This window comes from Candidatus Tisiphia endosymbiont of Metellina segmentata (genome assembly GCF_964030715.1).
GTDB lineage: Bacteria > Pseudomonadota > Alphaproteobacteria > Rickettsiales > Rickettsiaceae > Tisiphia.
In genome coordinates, this window is sequence record NZ_OZ034919.1 from 298,370 (window position 1) to 315,622 (window position 17,253).

At 34.0% G+C, this 17,253-nt stretch carries 22 protein-coding genes, 2 tRNA genes and 1 other RNA gene; 19 read left to right on the forward strand and 6 right to left on the reverse strand.

Annotated elements, in window-relative coordinates; translation table 11 throughout:
• Positions 1-59 precede the first annotated feature (59 nt).
• Complete coding sequence (locus tag AAHM80_RS01685; RefSeq protein WP_342260395.1) at positions 60-545, reverse strand: IS630 family transposase; 486 nt, start codon at positions 543-545, stop codon at positions 60-62.
• 46 nt (positions 546-591) lie between these two features.
• Here AAHM80_RS01685 and AAHM80_RS01690 point away from each other — a divergent pair, with 46 nt between their 5' ends.
• The 7 genes from AAHM80_RS01690 to htpG all read left to right on the forward strand — a co-directional run bounded on the left by AAHM80_RS01690 (position 592) and on the right by htpG (position 6,144).
• Complete coding sequence (locus tag AAHM80_RS01690; protein WP_342259385.1) at positions 592-1,092, forward strand: helix-turn-helix domain-containing protein; 501 nt, start codon at positions 592-594, stop codon at positions 1,090-1,092.
• Complete coding sequence (locus tag AAHM80_RS01695) at positions 1,086-1,646, forward strand: IS630 family transposase (RefSeq protein ID WP_342259405.1); 561 nt, start codon at positions 1,086-1,088, stop codon at positions 1,644-1,646. Before AAHM80_RS01690 ends, AAHM80_RS01695 begins: the two co-directional genes overlap by 7 nt.
• Before the next feature lie 46 nt (positions 1,647-1,692).
• Positions 1,693-2,781: a methionine adenosyltransferase gene (gene metK / locus AAHM80_RS01700; protein ID WP_410521506.1), complete on the forward strand. Its 1,089-nt coding sequence runs from the start codon at positions 1,693-1,695 to the stop codon at positions 2,779-2,781.
• A 21-nt stretch (positions 2,782-2,802) separates the two neighbouring features.
• Positions 2,803-3,066, forward strand: coding sequence for a DUF167 family protein (locus tag AAHM80_RS01705; RefSeq protein WP_342260092.1), 264 nt, complete (start codon positions 2,803-2,805; stop codon positions 3,064-3,066).
• 47 nt (positions 3,067-3,113) lie between these two features.
• The gene (locus AAHM80_RS01710; RefSeq protein ID WP_342259385.1) at positions 3,114-3,614 is read left to right on the forward strand and encodes a helix-turn-helix domain-containing protein; all 501 of its coding nucleotides are present in this window, start codon (positions 3,114-3,116) and stop codon (positions 3,612-3,614) included.
• Positions 3,608-4,168, forward strand: a complete 561-nt coding sequence (locus tag AAHM80_RS01715; RefSeq protein WP_342259384.1) for an IS630 family transposase — start codon at positions 3,608-3,610, stop codon at positions 4,166-4,168. The genes AAHM80_RS01710 and AAHM80_RS01715 overlap by 7 nt, the downstream gene beginning before the upstream one ends.
• Before the next feature lie 116 nt (positions 4,169-4,284).
• Complete coding sequence (gene htpG, locus AAHM80_RS01720) at positions 4,285-6,144, forward strand: molecular chaperone HtpG (protein ID WP_342260093.1); 1,860 nt, start codon at positions 4,285-4,287, stop codon at positions 6,142-6,144.
• A gap of 97 nt (positions 6,145-6,241) precedes the next feature.
• Here htpG and AAHM80_RS01725 read toward each other — a convergent pair whose 3' ends face one another.
• Positions 6,242-6,724: a ClpXP protease specificity-enhancing factor SspB gene (locus AAHM80_RS01725; RefSeq protein WP_341762000.1), complete on the reverse strand. Its 483-nt coding sequence runs from the start codon at positions 6,722-6,724 to the stop codon at positions 6,242-6,244.
• 244 nt (positions 6,725-6,968) lie between these two features.
• Positions 6,969-7,326: a transfer-messenger RNA gene (gene ssrA, locus AAHM80_RS01730) on the reverse strand.
• Positions 7,327-7,546: 220 nt separating this feature from the next.
• Between ssrA and AAHM80_RS01735 the strand changes: the two genes are divergently transcribed.
• From AAHM80_RS01735 to AAHM80_RS01760, 6 genes are all read left to right on the forward strand, one after another.
• The gene (locus tag AAHM80_RS01735) at positions 7,547-8,284 is read left to right on the forward strand and encodes an ABC transporter substrate-binding protein (RefSeq protein ID WP_341755231.1); all 738 of its coding nucleotides are present in this window, start codon (positions 7,547-7,549) and stop codon (positions 8,282-8,284) included.
• Complete coding sequence (locus AAHM80_RS01740) at positions 8,269-8,751, forward strand: flavin reductase family protein (protein WP_342260094.1); 483 nt, start codon at positions 8,269-8,271, stop codon at positions 8,749-8,751. Before AAHM80_RS01735 ends, AAHM80_RS01740 begins: the two co-directional genes overlap by 16 nt.
• The gene (dapB, locus tag AAHM80_RS01745; RefSeq protein ID WP_342260095.1) at positions 8,748-9,500 is read left to right on the forward strand and encodes a 4-hydroxy-tetrahydrodipicolinate reductase; all 753 of its coding nucleotides are present in this window, start codon (positions 8,748-8,750) and stop codon (positions 9,498-9,500) included. Before AAHM80_RS01740 ends, dapB begins: the two co-directional genes overlap by 4 nt.
• Before the next feature lie 103 nt (positions 9,501-9,603).
• Positions 9,604-9,897, forward strand: a complete 294-nt coding sequence (rpmB, locus tag AAHM80_RS01750; protein WP_341748296.1) for a 50S ribosomal protein L28 — start codon at positions 9,604-9,606, stop codon at positions 9,895-9,897.
• Positions 9,894-10,121: a 50S ribosomal protein L31 gene (gene rpmE / locus AAHM80_RS01755; protein WP_341748295.1), complete on the forward strand. Its 228-nt coding sequence runs from the start codon at positions 9,894-9,896 to the stop codon at positions 10,119-10,121. Before rpmB ends, rpmE begins: the two co-directional genes overlap by 4 nt.
• Positions 10,122-10,383: 262 nt before the next feature.
• Positions 10,384-10,460, forward strand: a tRNA-Met gene (locus AAHM80_RS01760).
• Between the two features lie 243 nt (positions 10,461-10,703).
• On the opposite strand, the gene ruvX is transcribed toward AAHM80_RS01760, so the two are convergent.
• Positions 10,704-11,177, reverse strand: coding sequence for a Holliday junction resolvase RuvX (gene ruvX, locus AAHM80_RS01765; protein WP_341748294.1), 474 nt, complete (start codon positions 11,175-11,177; stop codon positions 10,704-10,706).
• A gap of 39 nt (positions 11,178-11,216) precedes the next feature.
• Here ruvX and AAHM80_RS01770 point away from each other — a divergent pair, with 39 nt between their 5' ends.
• The 3 genes from AAHM80_RS01770 (at position 11,217) to AAHM80_RS01780 (ending at position 14,518) form a co-directional block, all read left to right on the forward strand.
• Positions 11,217-12,791, forward strand: coding sequence for a phosphoethanolamine transferase (locus tag AAHM80_RS01770; protein ID WP_342260096.1), 1,575 nt, complete (start codon positions 11,217-11,219; stop codon positions 12,789-12,791).
• The gene (gene lpxB / locus AAHM80_RS01775; protein WP_342260097.1) at positions 12,784-13,947 is read left to right on the forward strand and encodes a lipid-A-disaccharide synthase; all 1,164 of its coding nucleotides are present in this window, start codon (positions 12,784-12,786) and stop codon (positions 13,945-13,947) included. The genes AAHM80_RS01770 and lpxB overlap by 8 nt, the downstream gene beginning before the upstream one ends.
• A 494-nt stretch (positions 13,948-14,441) precedes the next feature.
• Positions 14,442-14,518: transfer RNA gene (locus AAHM80_RS01780), tRNA-Arg, on the forward strand.
• Here AAHM80_RS01780 and AAHM80_RS01785 read toward each other — a convergent pair.
• Positions 14,489-15,022 (reverse strand): hypothetical protein, encoded by a 534-nt coding sequence (locus AAHM80_RS01785; protein WP_342260098.1) that lies wholly within the window; start codon positions 15,020-15,022, stop codon positions 14,489-14,491. The genes AAHM80_RS01780 and AAHM80_RS01785 overlap by 30 nt on opposite strands.
• A gap of 58 nt (positions 15,023-15,080) precedes the next feature.
• On the opposite strand from AAHM80_RS01785, the gene AAHM80_RS01790 reads away from it, so the two are divergent.
• Positions 15,081-15,788, forward strand: coding sequence for an IS630 family transposase (locus tag AAHM80_RS01790; protein ID WP_342260099.1), 708 nt, complete (start codon positions 15,081-15,083; stop codon positions 15,786-15,788).
• On the opposite strand, the gene AAHM80_RS01795 is transcribed toward AAHM80_RS01790, so the two are convergent.
• On the reverse strand, positions 15,780-15,941 hold the full coding sequence (locus tag AAHM80_RS01795; protein WP_342260100.1) for a hypothetical protein: 162 nt from the start codon (positions 15,939-15,941) through the stop codon (positions 15,780-15,782). The two genes, AAHM80_RS01790 and AAHM80_RS01795, sit on opposite strands and share 9 nt — an antisense overlap.
• A 257-nt stretch (positions 15,942-16,198) precedes the next feature.
• Here AAHM80_RS01795 and AAHM80_RS01800 point away from each other — a divergent pair, with 257 nt between their 5' ends.
• Together AAHM80_RS01800 and AAHM80_RS01805 are read left to right on the forward strand one after the other, a co-directional pair.
• Positions 16,199-16,699, forward strand: a complete 501-nt coding sequence (locus AAHM80_RS01800; RefSeq protein WP_342259385.1) for a helix-turn-helix domain-containing protein — start codon at positions 16,199-16,201, stop codon at positions 16,697-16,699.
• Positions 16,693-17,253: an IS630 family transposase gene (locus AAHM80_RS01805; protein ID WP_342260101.1), complete on the forward strand. Its 561-nt coding sequence runs from the start codon at positions 16,693-16,695 to the stop codon at positions 17,251-17,253. The genes AAHM80_RS01800 and AAHM80_RS01805 overlap by 7 nt, the downstream gene beginning before the upstream one ends.

Here is a 17,253-nt window from a genome sequence, read left to right on the forward strand (position 1 = left end):
TTAGGAAATAATATTATGACAAATTATCATTTATTTACTTCTGATACCAATTGCAATAATTAACACGGTGTATTTATCCAGTCTCTATACATAATTGATTTTACTAAATCTACATTATGAGCAAATTGATTCCAAGCGTAACAAGCCATAGTGACGATATCTTCATATACACCATAACATTGGTTAGACAAGAAATGATTTTTGATCCATTCCCAAACTTGTTCCATTGCATTAAGTTCCGGTGCATAGGGCGGAAGCGGTATCAAAGTGATATTGCTTGGCACAGTTAGTTTTTTGGCTGTGTACCAACCTGCATTATCCGTTAGTAAAGCTATATGTCGGTTGCCTTGAATACTGCGAGAAAGGTCTTCTAAGAATTTATTCATTGCCTGTGTATTTGCATATGGTAAAATTAATGCAAAAGCTTCTCCTGTATCATGGCAAGCAGCTCCATAAATATATGTTGAAATGAATTGCTGTTGCCGAACTTTACGGGGTCTAGTGCCACGCTTAGCCCATATACGAGTTATACCAATTGCAATAATTAACGCAGTGGTGTAAAATGGGTTTTTAACTGATAAAGGTACTCAAATGGCTAGGTTAATATTACCGCAAGGTTTTCATGGTCATGATTTTATAAAAATGATGAAACATGAGCCGCATGGTCGAAATCGTATACGTTTATTGGCGATGTATTACCTTCAATTAGGCAAATCTTTTAAAGCCATATCTGAAATAGTGAAGTCACACTGGAAAACTGTGCAATCATGGCTCAGAAGATTTAGGAATCATGGTTTTGAAGGATTATTTGAATCACAAAGAAGCGGTGCCCCTAGGAAGATTAACACTATACAAGAGTCTGCTCTTTTTGATAAAATCAATACGCTCAGTGAAAGTAAAACTGGTGGGTATATAACTGGAAAGGAGCTACATATCATGTTACTTGAGGAATATGGTGCTAAATGTACTTTAAAAACAGTCTACAATACTATGCACCGCCTTGGTTTTAGCTGGATTACTTCTCGTTCAATGCATCCAAAGTCAAATCAAGAGACTCAAAATACATATAAAAAAACTTCCCAGACATGCTAACAGAATTATTACCAAAAAATATCGATAGATGTAAAGTTGATATATGGTCTCAGGATGAAACTCGAGTTGGGCAACAAGGTAGCTTAACTCGTATATGGGCTAAGCGTGGCACTAGACCCCGTAAAGTTCGGCAACAGCAATTCATTTCAACATATATTTATGGAGCTGCTTGCCATGATACAGGAGAAGCTTTTGCATTAATTTTACCATATGCAAATACACAGGCAATGAATAAATTCTTAGAAGACCTTTCTCGCAGTATTCAAGGCAACCGACATATAGCTTTACTAACGGATAATGCAGGTTGGCACACAGCCAAAAAACTAACTGTGCCAAGCAATATCACTTTGATACCGCTTCCGCCCTATGCACCGGAACTTAATGCAATGGAACAAGTTTGGGCATGGATCAAAAATCATTTCTTGTCTAACCAATGTTATGGTGTATATGAAGATATCGTCACTATGGCTTGTTACGCTTGGAATCAATTTGCTCATAATGTAGATTTAGTAAAATCAATTATGTATAGAGACTGGATAAATACACCGTGTTAATTATTGCAATTGGTATGAGTCTGTCTCTGAGGGACATCCAGATAAAATGGCTGACCAAATTTCAGATGCTATACTGGATGCAATTCTTAAGGAGTATCCAAAAAAGAGTCGGGTAGCATGCGAAACACTTATAAAGACTGGACTAGTATTTATAGCTGGAGAAATCACAACAGATGCTTGGGTTAACATTGATCAAATAGTACGCAATATTATAAGAGAGATAGGCTATACTAGCTCTGATATAGGTTTTGACGCAGACTCTTGTAGTGTGATTACTTCAATAAGTAATCAATCTCCGGATATTGCATTAGGTGTAGATAATCGTGAAGATCATGAAATAGGTGCTGGTGATCAAGGTTTGGTGTTTGGGTACGCAACGAATGAGACTCCTACATTTATGCCTGCACCAATTATCTATGCTCATAAATTAGTTATGAGACAAGCTGAACTCAGAAAAAAGGGCATCTTGCCTTGGTTAAGACCAGATGCTAAAAGCCAAGTCACTTTTAAATATGTTGAGAATAAACCAGTTGGTATAGACACCGTTGTGCTTTCTACGCAGCATCACCCTAATATCTCTCATGCTGATTTAGTAGAAGCAGTAATTGAAGAAATCATTAAGCCTGTGTTACCAGATGAATGGATTGATAAAAATACTAAATATCTTGTGAACCCAACAGGAAGGTTCGTAATTGGAGGACCTTTGGGAGACTGTGGACTTACAGGAAGAAAAATAATAGTTGACACTTACGGTGGAATAGCACGCCACGGTGGCGGATGTTTTTCTGGTAAGGATCCAACAAAAATCGATAGATCTGCATCTTATGCAGCAAGATATCTAGCAAAAAATATTGTAGCAGCAGGTGTTGCACAGCGTTGTGAGATTCAAATTTCTTATGCTATTGGAGTTGCCCAGCCAGTTTCTATAAGTATTGAAACGTTTGGGACTAGCAAAATGAGTGAATCAGCAATAATTGAATTAATAAAGAATAATTTTGATTTGAGCCCAGGCGGTATTATAAAAAAACTATCTTTATATAATCCAATTTATCTTAAAACAGCATCATATGGGCATTTTGGACGGGAAGATCAAGATTTTCCTTGGGAAAGAATAGATAATATAATGGGACTATAAAATAAGTTGATAATGCAATATATGAGTAAGATTTTTAACTATAACCCCAATAAGAAATTAGCCATTATTGCTCTTAAGGTTAAAGCTAACGCAAAGACAAATAAGATAGGCGAGTTTGTCATAATTAATACTCAATATCATCTAAAATTATCTATAAAAGCAGTTCCAAAGGATGGTAAGGCTAACGATGCTATTGTCAATTTTCTATCCAAAGAATGGAAAATTTGTAAAAATAATTTTGAGATAATATTAGGTCACACTAATATTTTATACCAATTGCAATAATTAACGCAGTGGTGTAAAATGGGTTTTTAACTGATAAAGGTACTCAAATGGCTAGGTTAATATTACCGCAAGGTTTTCATGGTCATGATTTTATAAAAATGATGAAACATGAGCCGCATGGTCGAAATCGTATACGTTTATTGGCGATGTATTACCTTCAATTAGGCAAATCTTTTAAAGCCATATCTGAAATAGTGAAGTCACACTGGAAAACTGTGCAATCATGGCTCAGAAGATTTAGGAATCATGGTTTTGAAGGATTATTTGAATCACAAAGAAGCGGTGCCCCTAGGAAGATTAACACTATACAAGAGTCTGCTCTTTTTGATAAAATCAATACGCTCAGTGAAAGTAAAACTGGTGGGTATATAACTGGAAAGGAGCTACATATCATGTTACTTGAGGAATATGGTGCTAAATGTACTTTAAAAACAGTCTACAATACTATGCACCGCCTTGGTTTTAGCTGGATTACTTCTCGTTCAATGCATCCAAAGTCAAATCAAGAGACTCAAAATACATATAAAAAAACTTCCCAGACATGCTAACAGAATTATTACCAAAAAATATCGATAGATGTAAAGTTGATATATGGTCTCAGGATGAAACTCGAGTTGGGCAACAAGGTAGCTTAACTCGTATATGGGCTAAGCGTGGCACTAGACCCCGTAAAGTTCGGCAACAGCAATTCATTTCAACATATATTTATGGAGCTGCTTGCCATGATACAGGAGAAGCTTTTGCATTAATTTTACCATATGCAAATACACAGGCAATGAATAAATTCTTAGAAGACCTTTCTCGCAGTATTCAAGGCAACCGACATATAGCTTTACTAACGGATAATGCAGGTTGGCACACAGCCAAAAAACTAACTGTGCCAAGCAATATCACTTTGATACCGCTTCCGCCCTATGCACCGGAACTTAATGCAATGGAACAAGTTTGGGAATGGATCAAAAATCATTTCTTGTCTAACCAATGTTATGGTGTATATGAAGATATCGTCACTATGGCTTGTTACGCTTGGAATCAATTTGCTCATAATGTAGATTTAGTAAAATCAATTATGTATAGAGACTGGATAAATACACCGTGTTAATTATTGCAATTGGTATTAAAACTCTTAGCAATAAAAAATATTGAATTAGACTATTTAAATTTACATTTAAAGCATTATATACATAAGATCGAAGTATAGTATTTTATAGGACTTATATGACCCAAGAAAAAAAGAAGTTTGACGCTGAAGTTGGTAAGATTTTAAATTTAATGATCCATTCTCTTTATACTAATAAAGAGATTTTTATGCGTGAGTTAATATCTAACGCTTCGGATGCTTGTGATAAATTAAGATACTTAGCCCAAAGCGATGCAAAACTTATTGCAGATGATCCTCACTTTAAAATTACTGTAAAAATTGATAAAGATAAAAGGCAGATTATTATTAGAGATAATGGTATTGGTATGAATCGAGAAGATTTGATCGATAATCTAGGAACTATTGCAAGGTCTGGTACAGGGAATTTCTTAAACAATCTGTCTGGAGATGCTAAAAAAGACAGTATGTTAATAGGACAGTTCGGGGTTGGGTTTTATTCAGCTTTTATGATTGCTGATAGCATCACCGTTACCTCAAGAAAAGCAGGAGAAACAAAAGCTTATGTTTGGCAGTCAGATGGTCTTGGAGAATATACTGTGGATGATCTAGACCATGATTTTACAAGGGGAACTGAGGTGGTTATTCACGTCAAACAAGATGAAGATAGTTATATTGATCATTTTAGATTGAAGCATATAGTTAAAAGTTATTCTGATCATATAGCCATACCTATATATTTTATTGATGAGTCAACTGCTAATGAAATACAACTTAATTCAGCTTCAGCATTGTGGACAAGACCTAAGTCTGATTTGACTTTTGAGCAATATAAAGAATTTTATAAAGCTTTATCTTATTCGATGGACGATCCTTGGTTAACTATTCATAATAAAAATGAAGGTACTGTTGAATTTACTAATTTGTTATTTATTCCGTCAACTAAGACTTTTGATTTATTCCACCCCGATCGTAAGAGAAGAGTAAAATTATACATCAAGAGAGTTTTCATTTCTGATGAGAATGTAGACTTAATACCTTCTTACCTAAGATTCCTAAGAGGGGTAGTAGACTCAGAAGATTTACCTCTAAATATTAGTCGTGAATCTTTGCAGCATAATAGTACTTTAGAAAAGATTAAAGCAGCTATAACTAAAAGAGTCTTGAGTGAACTTAAAAAGAAAAAAGACGAGTCTATAGAGGAATACAGCAAATTTTGGTCCAATTTTGGAGCTGCTTTAAAAGAAGGGCTGTGTGAAGCAACTAGTGATCATGACAAATTACTTGAAACATGTATATTTAGTAGTAGCCTTTTAAGTAAAATGATTAGCCTTGATGACTATATTAGTAACTTTAAAGAAGGGCAAGACACTATATATTATCTTAGCGGTGATGATCCAGCAAAATTACTCTCTAGCCCCCAAATAGAAGGATTTTTAAGTAAAAATATCGATGTACTGCTGTTTACTGATACAGTTGATGATTTTTGGGTTAATGTTAATAGTAGCTATAAAGGTTATGCAATCAAATCAGTTACTAGAAGTGATATTGATTTAGAGAAATCTGAGCAAAAAACTGAGGATATCAAAGAAGACAATGATGAATATGCCAAATTAACAGAGTATTTTAAAGAAATATTAGGTAATTTAGTAAAAGATGTAAGGATTTCTAAAAAACTTACTTCAAGCCCAGCTTGCCTCGCCGTTGGAGACGGAGCTATGGATATTCGTATGGAAAGATTCTTAATTGAACAAAAACAATTAATGGCAGCATCTGCTAAAATACTTGAACTAAACCCTAAGCATAAAATTATTGAGAAAATTAATGCTGATATAATCTCAAATAATAAAGATTCTGCTAATGAAGAATTGGTTAGATTAATGTATGACCAAGCCTGTATTTTAGAAGGTGAGCCAGTCAATGATACTGGTGGATTTGCAAAAAGACTTAATGATATTATGCAAAAAGCTATCTTATAAACTTAACAATCAGATGCAGAGCCGTCTTAAATCTGATTGTTTCTATAATTTCACCGATTTGGGATAAGAATTGACAAATTCTTATCCCAAATTCGCGTTATACGGGTTTACTGGGTTTCCGAAATTTGTCCAAAACTATTATATTATCTGCTGAATTAGATTTACTTTTAGAATCGCTAGACACCTTAATTGTTTCTCTTTTCTTCTCGTTAGGCAATTCATTAGATTTGATTGTTTCTAGCTTAAACTTTAGGCTGTAACCATTATTAGGATCAACAAAGCTGATAAGCGAATCAAATGGTACATAGATAGTTTCTTTGATACCATCAAAACTAATTGTTACAGAAAAGCCATTGAGTCCTACAGTTAAATCTTCAAATTGATATTGTATTACTATAGTTATTTCTTTGGGATAACGTTCTTTTATCCTAGAAGATAAAACTACGGCAGGATTATCAGTTTTGTAAGAAATATACAAGAGTTGATTCAGCTGCAACTTATCGGTACGAATTTTTGAAAGAATCTTTTTTACAAATTCCAACATACATTCGTTAAGAAATTGTTGATATGGGGTCTTCATAGTTATAAACTAAACAAAGAAAATAACACAAAACTAGATATAGCTAATCCGAAAATGTTTGATCCATAGTAACAACCTTGATGTCATTCCTAGCTAAAAACGGGAATGACATAGCTTATAGCTAGGTCACATTATAACTAAAACCTTTTCAGGTTAGCTATAGGCTGAACAAAATTTAAATAGTCTTATTCAAGCCTTATTCACATGAGGTTTTGTATATCTCTAGTTATGCAAGTAAAATTCTAGCGGGGCTTTTTCTGTTGCCCGGTTAAGCCCCCAACCGCGTAGGACTAGGCAGCTAGTGCTGCAGTTCCTACGAAACGTTCATTATCATTTGCGTTTCTTTTTTTTAACCCAACGACACAAGGTCCGGCGGAATTATACCGAGTAAAGATAATTTTTTTATTAAGCACGTCGATCCTATTTCGCCCCCATGAAAGCTTATGGATAAAACCTGTAGTATCCTTCTATCACAACTTAATTTGGTGGAAGCGTCGGGTACCGCCCCCGAGTCCGCAACCTCTATTCTAAATCACGTTTATTACTATAGCTACAAAAGCAGCAATCTTATACTACAACAATTATAATAGGATGTAAAGGGCAAATTTTAAAAAAGTCTATTGTATATACTTATAAGAAGTGCGATAATCAATTAACATGAGTTCGATTCTAATTCCCTCGATGTCATTCCCGCGTAGGCATTATACCCAGTATAGAAGGATAATTATTACATCGAACTCACGCGAATTTGGGATAAGAATTGACTAATTCTTATCCCAAATTCGGGTAACTCAGATTAATTAAAACAGTTATTTGATTTTTATGAAACTAATAAAGCTATTCTTCCTTGTTATATGTTGTTCCTTTTTAATGATTGGTTGTGATAATCAATCTAAAGAACAAAATTTAATAGTTGCAACTTCTGCAGATAACCCCCCTTATGAATTTATCCAAAATGGTCAAATAGTAGGATTTGATATTGACATTATTAATGCTATAGGAGAACAAATAGGGAAAAAAGTTATAATTAAGAATTTTGATTTTAATGGTCTACTTGCATCTTTGACTACTGAAAATGTTGATATAGTGATAGCTGGGTTATCGGTAACCGAAGAACGTAAAAAACATATTAGCTTTTCAGTTCCTTATATATCAACAAATGTGTCAATATTGTATAGATCAGCAGATAATTTAAAGAATACTGGAGATTTGGATAATAAAGCTGTGGGTGTACAACTTGGTACAACATGGGCGGTAATAGTTCAGGATTTAGCTAAGCAGTTTAATATTAGAATAAATTATTTATCAAATAATTTAATGCTAGTCGAAGAGTTAAAGTCAAAAGTTATAGATGCGGTGGTACTAGAGGCATCCCAATCTAAGAAATTTATTGAGAATAATCCTGATCTTGCTAGCTTCGGTTTAACAGAGTTTTCATCTGAACTAGCTATTGCTATGCCAGAAAATTCTAAACTTATTGATAGTGTTAATAAAGCTATTGCTGAATTGACAGAAGATGGAACAATTAGCCGTATTACTAAAAAATGGCTTCAACAGTGAATTCCGAACGATTTAAACAAGCTCTTAGCACTTTGCCTACAGGTGTTACTATTATCACTACTTTATACAATAATAAGCTATTTGGTTTTACTGCAGATTCCTTTACCTCAGTTTCCTTGTTACCACCTTTGGTATCGTTTTGTCTTGATAAACAGGCTTTTAGTATGAGTGCTTTTACTAGTAGTAAATATTTTGCTGTTAGTATTCTAGCTGAGAATCAAGAAGATATTTCTAGGCATTTTTCTAAGTTTAACACTGATAAATTTGCAGGTATTTCGTATAATTTAGGGTGTACTACTAATTGTCCTTTGATTGAGGGAGCAGTTTGCCATATTGAATGCAACAAATTTAGTCAATATGAAGTAGGAGATCATGTTATATTGGTTGGTGAGGTGATAAATACTATAGTGAACAGTAACTTAAACCCACTAGTACATTGTTTAAGACAATATAGAGGATTAAAATGACTGTTTGTATAGGTGTTTGTGGTGCAACTGGTAAAATGGGGCAGATGATAATTCAAAGAATGAATGGATTTAATGCTTGTACACTTTCTACAACATTTACTAGAAAAAATAGCATAGATGATCTTGCTGAGTTTTGTCAGAATTCTGATGTAATTATCGACTTTTCTAGCAGTGAAATATTAGAAAAATTACTTGATTATGCTATTAGCTACAACAATAAATTAGTGATTGGCACTACTGGTCTAACTCAATATCAGCTTGATCACTTAAACGCAGCTTCCAAAAGCTTGGCTATATTATATTCAGCTAATATGAGTTTAGGTGCGAACTTACTTACAGTACTGGCAGAAAAGGCAGCAAAAATTCTAGATAATACTTACGACATAGAGATTCTAGATTGTCACCATCGTATGAAGAAAGACGCACCTTCTGGTACAGCTATAATGTTGGGTAAGGCTGTAGCTAAGGCTAGAAATTTAGATTTTGATGAATATGCAGTATTTGATCGTAGTCAGAAAGGTCAAAGACAGCCTGATGAAATTGGTATTAGTTCTATTAGGGGAGGGCAGGTACATGGGGAACATGAAGTGTTATTTTTAGGTAATAACCAAGTTCTTAGTATAAAACATCAAGCATTAAGTAAAGAATCCTTTGCTGATGGGGCAATTCAGGCTGCCATTTGGTTATTTGATAAACCAGCCGGTCTTTATTCAATGCGTGATATGTTCTCGCTACTTCAAAGGTGTTGACGATTTTTACATTAAAGTTTATATAATATTAATATACATATTGACATAAGACCTTATTATATAGTATAATCCTGTGTTATAAATTATGGGAAGGGAGATCACGATGTCTCGTAGATGTGAGCTTAGTGGAGTAGGTGTTTTATATGGTAATAAAGTATCACACTCACAAAGAAAAACTAGAAGACGATTTGAACCTAACCTAAGGGTGGTGAGGTTTGCAAGTGATCTGACGAAGCAAGAATATAAGCTTTCGGTAAATGCCAAATGTATGCGTTCTGTTGAGAAAGTAGGTGGTTTTGATGCATATATGCTTAAAATATCATGTGATGTACTCTCAGATAAAGCAAAGGTAATTAAAAGAAAGATAGCTGAGAAAAAAGTTGGTGCTTCATTATGAAAACTGGAATACACCCAAAATATAAAAAATTCAAAATTATTATTAGTAAGGATGTTTTTGAAACAAACTCCGGTGGTCATGCAGAAGAGATTTTGATGGATGTTGATTATAGGAAACATCCAGCATGGACTAAAGAATCTGGAAATGTTGTTAACCAATCTAATAAAAATATCAGTGACTTTAATAAGAAGTTTGCTGGGCTTAGTTTTGGTAAAAAAGTATAGCTAGGCTTTTACTCAAGGTGGATGTCATCCTAAGCGGGGTGGAGGATTTGTTAAAACTAAGTAGTTTAGGTTCTGAAATAAATTTAGGGTGACGTCATGGTAAGTGTGTGCGTGTATTATAGGAGTGTCTACGAATTGAATAATTTTTAGGAAAAATGTAGAAGAGTATACCGCAAGCAGTACGCAAATATACGTAAGGAACGGAAGCAAGTTTTGACAATAAAATTACCAAGAAGAATCAATTCACAGGTACTTCCATTATCGTGGGGTGGAGCAGTTTGGTAGCTCGTCAGGCTCATAACCTGAAGGTCGTTGGTTCAAATCCAACCCCCGCAACCAATTATGGTACGAGTTTTAGTCTATCTGAGTTTGTTCTTGCAGTATCCCATATATACTCGATGAAAATCAAGAATTGCGTTGTCATTATCCAAGATTCTAGCGATACTCACGTACTAATATGTATGCCTAGCACCTCGATTTGGTAATTCCTGCTACTATCAGGATTTTGATTCTATCGTCTATCAACTCTTCATTTACGAACAGTATATGACGTCTATGTATTTTTATTACACTAGGATACACTTAGGTTCTGTGGAGTTTCTTAATAGAATCTAAAGTAGTTTCTAAAATCATACTTGCTGCGATTGAATCATCTTTTTGGTTACGTTCTCGTCTTTTGATTCCTAGCGATTTTAATAAACTATTGGCAGCAAGGGAAGTAAGTCTTTCATCTTGTAGATATATAGGAAGATTTATGGCTAAACTAAGCTTTTTGCTAAATTTTAATACAATCGCAGTTTGATTACTAGCCTGACCATTCATACTAATCGGCAGCCCTACGACAACACCACAGCTAGAATAGGTTGTGATCAAGTCTAATATTGATTTGATCTTATTTTCTTCTGTTATCTCATATATAGTTTTTATAGGCATAGCGATGGTATGTTCTTGATTTGAGACAGCGATGCCTGTTTTTCGTGTCCCATAATCAACAGATATAATTGGTCTATTAACTTGTAAAAGTTGAAAAAACTCTTGCAGTGTTGATGTTATCATGATACCTAAGTTACAATCATACAAAAGTACGTTATTTATATGTTAAAACTAATCCAAAAACATTTAGATAGTAAACTAATCAAACTATCTTTGGTGTTCTCTTTTATTTATTGTCTACTTTTTAATTCAGCAGTTATTGTTTATAAATTCAGCTACTACAAATTCACTTTTTTTAAAGCAATATTGGAGTTGAGTAAGGACTCTATTTATATTTGCTTTACTTGCTTTATCATTTTTTTTGGTTTAACTATCCATCGACTTGTTTTTATAATAGGAGCAATCTTTTTATTTGTAACGGGAGCAATTGCCAGCTATTATCTATATCTTTTCAAAATTTCTCCTACAAAAGAGATGATGGGTAGCTTTTTCTCTACTGACTTCAATGAAGTATATGAGATAGTTAGTATTAGGCTAATTGTTTGGCTAATTTTTAGCATAGCTACTTGTATTTATACGATGAAGCATTTCTCTATTTTAGATAGTAAACTATTTGTTACAAAATTACTAGCGGCAATTTGTCTTTTAATTACCATTAATAATATTATTATGCCGCAGTTTAATTTGCTAAGGGGTTATTTTCCTATCCAATATTTACATAACACATATTTATCTTTAAATAACAAAAGAAGTGCAATGCGTGATGATATAAGTAAGAAGTTTTCTTTCATTGATCAATCGGATCAAAATATTACAGTGGTACTTGTAATAGGAGAATCAGCACGATTTGATCATTTTGGTATTAATGGTTATCACAGGGATACTACGCCATATTTAAGTTCTGTTGAAAATCTTTTTTCATTTAAAGCACAGTCTGCTTCCAATCACACACATCTTTCTGTTCCATCTCTTCTATCTCGCCATCCTGCGAGTAGCTTAGACAAAAGTACAGAAGAAACGAGTTTTTTGTCAATTTTTACCATGCTTGGTTTTAACACTAATTGGATTGGCACTCAGAATATAGTAGGATACTTAAGAAGTAAAAACCCAATTACAATTTATGATGAAGTTAGGTTTACTATGATACCTGGTGGTTCTATTTTATTAAGGAGGCTTGATCACGATGGAAAAATGTTACCTCATATTGAAAATAATATTGTAAATTCTACTACTAAAAATGTTTTAGTTATCCACACAGCTGGTAGTCATTGGAAATATTCTGCTAGATATCCTAAAGAATTTCAAAAATTTACTCCTAAGTGTAATTCCATTACTAAGGTAGATCAGAGCAGTTGTGATATTGAAGAGTTGATTAATGATTACGATAACACCATTTTATATACAGATTTTTTTTTGTATAATGTAATAGATCTATTAAAAAATAGTAACGCTATCCTAATATATGTTTCTGATCATGCAGAATCTTTGGGAGAATATGGTTATTACGGTCACGGTGGACCTATGATCCCAGAACAAACCACAGTGCTTTTTCTAGTTTGGATATCGGATGAATTTAAAAAAAGACATCCTGATTTGGTAAGTTCTATAGCCAATCATTTAGGCACTGAAATTAGTCATGACTATGTATTTCATTCGATCCTTGATTGTGTTGGCATTCATTCTGCTGTGATTGACAAAAATTTAAGCCTATGTAGTAAGCAGAGGTTAAATGGCTAAAATTTATCTAATTGCTGGTGAAATCTCGGGAGATTTTATAGGGAGTCATTTGATACAAAGCCTAAAAGATCTCTATAAGCTGGAGGAGATACAATTAGAGTTCGTTGGTGTAGGGGGAAGCAAGATGGAAGAAGCGGGGTTAGAGCATAGCCTTTTCCCGATTAGTCAAATAAATCTTATGGGTTTCGTCGAAATTATACCACATATTTTTAAGATCACTAAGCTAATCAAGCGTACTATTGCTGATATAATTCAGCATGCCCCAGATTTGTTAATTACCATAGACTCGCCAGGCTTTACTTATAGAGTAGCAAAGAAGATTCGAGCAGTCCGGCCCAATTTAAAGATTATTCACATTGTAGCACCATCCGTTTGGGCATACAAACCTTCTCGGGCTATGAAATACGCTAAAATTTATGATCATTTGTTGGCTTTACTGCCATTCGAGCCACCGTACTTTCAGAAGGTAGGTCTAGATTGTCGGTATATTGGTCATCCAATATTAGAGCAGTATTTTTATGATGATAAAGATAAAGAGCTATTAAAGCGAGAATTACAAATACCTGTTCATTCAGAAGTGTTATGTGTCACTTGTGGTAGCCGCAAAGGTGAAATAACAAGACATGCCCCGGTATTCACGGCGGCGATCAATCTACTAGCAAAAAAATTCCCTAATCTTGAAGTGATATTTGTCACGGCTGAGTCTAGTCATAAATCTTTAATTGAACCATTTTTATCAGATGCAGCATTTAACTACCATTTCTCAAGTGATAGACTTAAGATTTTTGCTGTAGCTACCCTTGCTCTAGCAAAATCTGGCACTAATACCTTAGAAATTGCCGCTTGTAATACTCCAATGATTGTTGCTTATAAATTAAATATCTTAAGCTTTTTATTAATAAAGTTACTAATAAAAATACCTTATATTTCTTTGATTAATATTATTGCTAATAAAGAGATATTACCAGAATTTATCCAGTTTAACTGTACTAAATCAAATATAGCAGATAAGCTTACATCACTATTAGTTGACAGGAAAAAAGCAGCACAGCAAGTGAAAGAAAGCAGGAAGATTTTAATAGAATTAGGTTTTAAAAGTCCTAGCTCTCCTTCAAGCGTAGCAGCGCATATTATAAAGTCAGAATGTTTAAACTGATATATCATAGTACCCTACATTTTTTATATAACCACTATTAAAATGGCTACTGATCGTCTATTAGCGAGGAGTCACGAAAAAGCAGCGACGCGGCAATCCAGGATACGCGAAGCGTTACTCTAAAAAAACAGCCTCGCTGTTTACTTGGATCGCCACGGCATCTAAAGAGCCTTGCTATGACGATTATAGAAAAATGTAGGGTACTATGATAACACCCCTCTTGTAAGAACTCGAGAACAAAAATAACGATGAAGTTGACTATTAGATACAAGAACCAGTTATATTAGAAGAAAAGTTATTATTTTTTGCACTTGAAAAAGATCATCTTAGCTGATATAAAAAAACATCTTTGTATATATACTCTTCTGCTTTGAAGAATTGGCTTTTGCGAATACTTGCAGGAATTTCGCGTACTCACGTACTTTATGTACTGCTTGCGTTCGCTCATCCCTTGTTTATTTATTGTCGTAATTCTCCAAATCATTTGAGTATACGCACCCTTAGCTCAGCTGGATAGAGCAACGGATTTCTAATCCGTAGGTCAGAGGTTCGAATCCTCTAGGGTGTGCCATTCTTCGATTTTAGTGCATTTTACGAATGCATCAAACGGTGGACGTAGCATAAAGTCTAGCTTTCCGTCTTTTAATTCTAGGTTCGCAAATACTAAATTCATCAATTTACGTTTTCCTTCCGTAGTCGAACCTTTAAAGGTTTCTAACGCTCCGGAAGCCAGTTCTACTAGGTTAACCAAGCATTCTGAAAATTTATCATCAGCATTATTATGGCTTTCTATTTCTCTCACGATATCTTCACGTTTTTGTATTAATTGCTGACGTTTTCCTTCATGATCTTCCTTGCTAATATCACCATCTAAAAATAAATCAGTTAACCTATCCATACGCGTTTTGATCTTAGTATGCTCAGCATGTAGCTCTCCTATACGCATTTTATGAAAACCTTGCTCTATTTTTGCCGAGCTTTTAATATAACTAATTACTTCAGAATGCAATTCAGGCTCTAAATGGAGTGTTGCTAATACTTTTTCTACTTCTTGTAGTATTATTTCTTCTTTCACGTATACTGCTCGTAAATGAAGAGTTGAAGGAAGAGAAGAAAGAAGCTAGAATATGATAATGGGAAATATTTTAACATCTGAACAAAGAACGGCACTGAAGTCACGTCATGGTAATGAACGAGATAGGAGAGTATGTGACCGAATTAAGGCAGTTTTGCTGTATGATAAAGGTTGGAGCTATGGAGAAATAGCAGAAGCATTGCTGTTAAGTGAAGAAGCTATATATTTTATGGATAGCGTTCATCCTCAGTATCAAACAAAAGCCCGTTATGGTTGGATCAGAAAGAATCAAAATAAAACTTTACCAACATTTAGTGGCTGGAAAAGGAAGCATTTAATAGGAGCAATTAATTTATCTGATTTGCAATTAGTTAGTACAGATAATCCTAAAGTAAACGGTGATTATATAATCAATTTTTTACAAAAATTAGAAGCAGAAAATCCTAATAAAGAGAAGATATATTTGATTTGTGATAATGCTGGGTATCATAAGTCAAAGGCAGTAAAGGAGTATCTAGTAAATAGCAAAATAGAATTAGTATTTTTACCTCCCTATAGCCCTAATCTTAATCCGATTGAACGATTATGGAAATTTATGCATAGAACTGTAACAAATAATAAATTTTACCATAATTTTGCTCAATTCTCAGAAGCTATAGATAGATTTTTTTCTAATATTGATAAATACAAAGGTAATTTGCTTACTCTTATAACTGACCAATTTCAGACTATAACTTTTAATTATTTTGCCAACTCTTCAGGTTAATTGAGTATACTCTTCAAGATCAGGGGCATAATATTCCATTAGTAATTCCATATTATATTCTATATCCTCGATAATAGTATCAGTGTGATAGTCTATTTCATGTTTGGCATAAAATGTCAGTTCATAAAGCCCACTATTAAAATATTTAGTCATAAATCACCTCAAAAAAATGTTAAATTTAATAAAAAAATAGAAATAATCATATGAATGCCCTTTGGCATTCATCCTTGAGGCGACCTTTTCAGCATAGTATCCATGGAAACTCAATGCATTTATAGCGTAGCGTGCATTGAATTTTCATGGATACTATGCTATTAATTCCTGCATTATATTTTTTACATTATATTATACCAATTGCAATAATTAACGCAGTGGTGTAAAATGGGTTTTTAACTGATAAAGGTACTCAAATGGCTAGGTTAATATTACCGCAAGGTTTTCATGGTCATGATTTTATAAAAATGATGAAACATGAGCCGCATGGTCGAAATCGTATACGTTTATTGGCGATGTATTACCTTCAATTAGGCAAATCTTTTAAAGCCATATCTGAAATAGTGAAGTCACACTGGAAAACTGTGCAATCATGGCTCAGAAGATTTAGGAATCATGGTTTTGAAGGATTATTTGAATCACAAAGAAGCGGTGCCCCTAGGAAGATTAACACTATACAAGAGTCTGCTCTTTTTGATAAAATCAATACGCTCAGTGAAAGTAAAACTGGTGGGTATATAACTGGAAAGGAGCTACATATCATGTTACTTGAGGAATATGGTGCTAAATGTACTTTAAAAACAGTCTACAATACTATGCACCGCCTTGGTTTTAGCTGGATTACTTCTCGTTCAATGCATCCAAAGTCAAATCAAGAGACTCAAAATACATATAAAAAAACTTCCCAGACATGCTAACAGAATTATTACCAAAAAATATCGATAGATGTAAAGTTGATATATGGTCTCAGGATGAAACTCGAGTTGGGCAACAAGGTAGCTTAACTCGTATATGGGCTAAGCGTGGCACTAGACCCCGTAAAGTTCGGCAACAGCAATTCATTTCAACATATATTTATGGAGCTACTTGCCATGATACAGGAGAAGCTTTTGCATTAATTTTACCATATGCAAATACACAGGCAATGAATAAATTCTTAGAAGACCTTTCTCGCAGTATTCAAGGCAACCGACATATAGCTTTACTAACGGATAATGCAGGTTGGCACACAGCCAAAAAACTAACTGTGCCAAGCAATATCACTTTGATACCGCTTCCGCCCTATGCACCGGAACTTAATGCAATGGAACAAGTTTGGGCATGGATCAAAAATCATTTCTTGTCTAACCAATGTTATGGTGTATATGAAGATATCGTCACTATGGCTTGTTACGCTTGGAATCAATTTGCTCATAATGTAGATTTAGTAAAATCAATTATGTATAGAGACTGGATAAATACACCGTGTTAA

Bases quoted from the DNA above. Each gene is read 5' to 3' on its own strand.
- AAHM80_RS01690 (WP_342259385.1), top strand. From the start codon at position 592: ATGGCTAGGTTAATATTACCGCAAGGTTTTCATGGTCATGATTTTATA.
- AAHM80_RS01695 (WP_342259405.1), top strand. From the start codon at position 1,086: ATGCTAACAGAATTATTACCAAAAAATATCGATAGATGTAAAGTTGAT.
- metK (WP_410521506.1), top strand. From the start codon at position 1,693: ATGGCTGACCAAATTTCAGATGCTATACTGGATGCAATTCTTAAGGAG.
- AAHM80_RS01705 (WP_342260092.1), top strand. From the start codon at position 2,803: ATGAGTAAGATTTTTAACTATAACCCCAATAAGAAATTAGCCATTATT.
- AAHM80_RS01710 (WP_342259385.1), top strand. From the start codon at position 3,114: ATGGCTAGGTTAATATTACCGCAAGGTTTTCATGGTCATGATTTTATA.
- AAHM80_RS01715 (WP_342259384.1), top strand. From the start codon at position 3,608: ATGCTAACAGAATTATTACCAAAAAATATCGATAGATGTAAAGTTGAT.
- htpG (WP_342260093.1), top strand. From the start codon at position 4,285: ATGACCCAAGAAAAAAAGAAGTTTGACGCTGAAGTTGGTAAGATTTTA.
- AAHM80_RS01725 (WP_341762000.1), bottom strand. From the start codon at position 6,724: ATGAAGACCCCATATCAACAATTTCTTAACGAATGTATGTTGGAATTT.
- AAHM80_RS01735 (WP_341755231.1), top strand. From the start codon at position 7,547: ATGAAACTAATAAAGCTATTCTTCCTTGTTATATGTTGTTCCTTTTTA.
- AAHM80_RS01740 (WP_342260094.1), top strand. From the start codon at position 8,269: ATGGCTTCAACAGTGAATTCCGAACGATTTAAACAAGCTCTTAGCACT.
- dapB (WP_342260095.1), top strand. From the start codon at position 8,748: ATGACTGTTTGTATAGGTGTTTGTGGTGCAACTGGTAAAATGGGGCAG.
- rpmB (WP_341748296.1), top strand. From the start codon at position 9,604: ATGTCTCGTAGATGTGAGCTTAGTGGAGTAGGTGTTTTATATGGTAAT.
- rpmE (WP_341748295.1), top strand. From the start codon at position 9,894: ATGAAAACTGGAATACACCCAAAATATAAAAAATTCAAAATTATTATT.
- ruvX (WP_341748294.1), bottom strand. From the start codon at position 11,177: ATGATAACATCAACACTGCAAGAGTTTTTTCAACTTTTACAAGTTAAT.
- AAHM80_RS01770 (WP_342260096.1), top strand. From the start codon at position 11,217: ATGTTAAAACTAATCCAAAAACATTTAGATAGTAAACTAATCAAACTA.
- lpxB (WP_342260097.1), top strand. From the start codon at position 12,784: ATGGCTAAAATTTATCTAATTGCTGGTGAAATCTCGGGAGATTTTATA.
- AAHM80_RS01790 (WP_342260099.1), top strand. From the start codon at position 15,081: ATGGGAAATATTTTAACATCTGAACAAAGAACGGCACTGAAGTCACGT.
- AAHM80_RS01795 (WP_342260100.1), bottom strand. From the start codon at position 15,941: ATGACTAAATATTTTAATAGTGGGCTTTATGAACTGACATTTTATGCC.
- AAHM80_RS01800 (WP_342259385.1), top strand. From the start codon at position 16,199: ATGGCTAGGTTAATATTACCGCAAGGTTTTCATGGTCATGATTTTATA.
- AAHM80_RS01805 (WP_342260101.1), top strand. From the start codon at position 16,693: ATGCTAACAGAATTATTACCAAAAAATATCGATAGATGTAAAGTTGAT.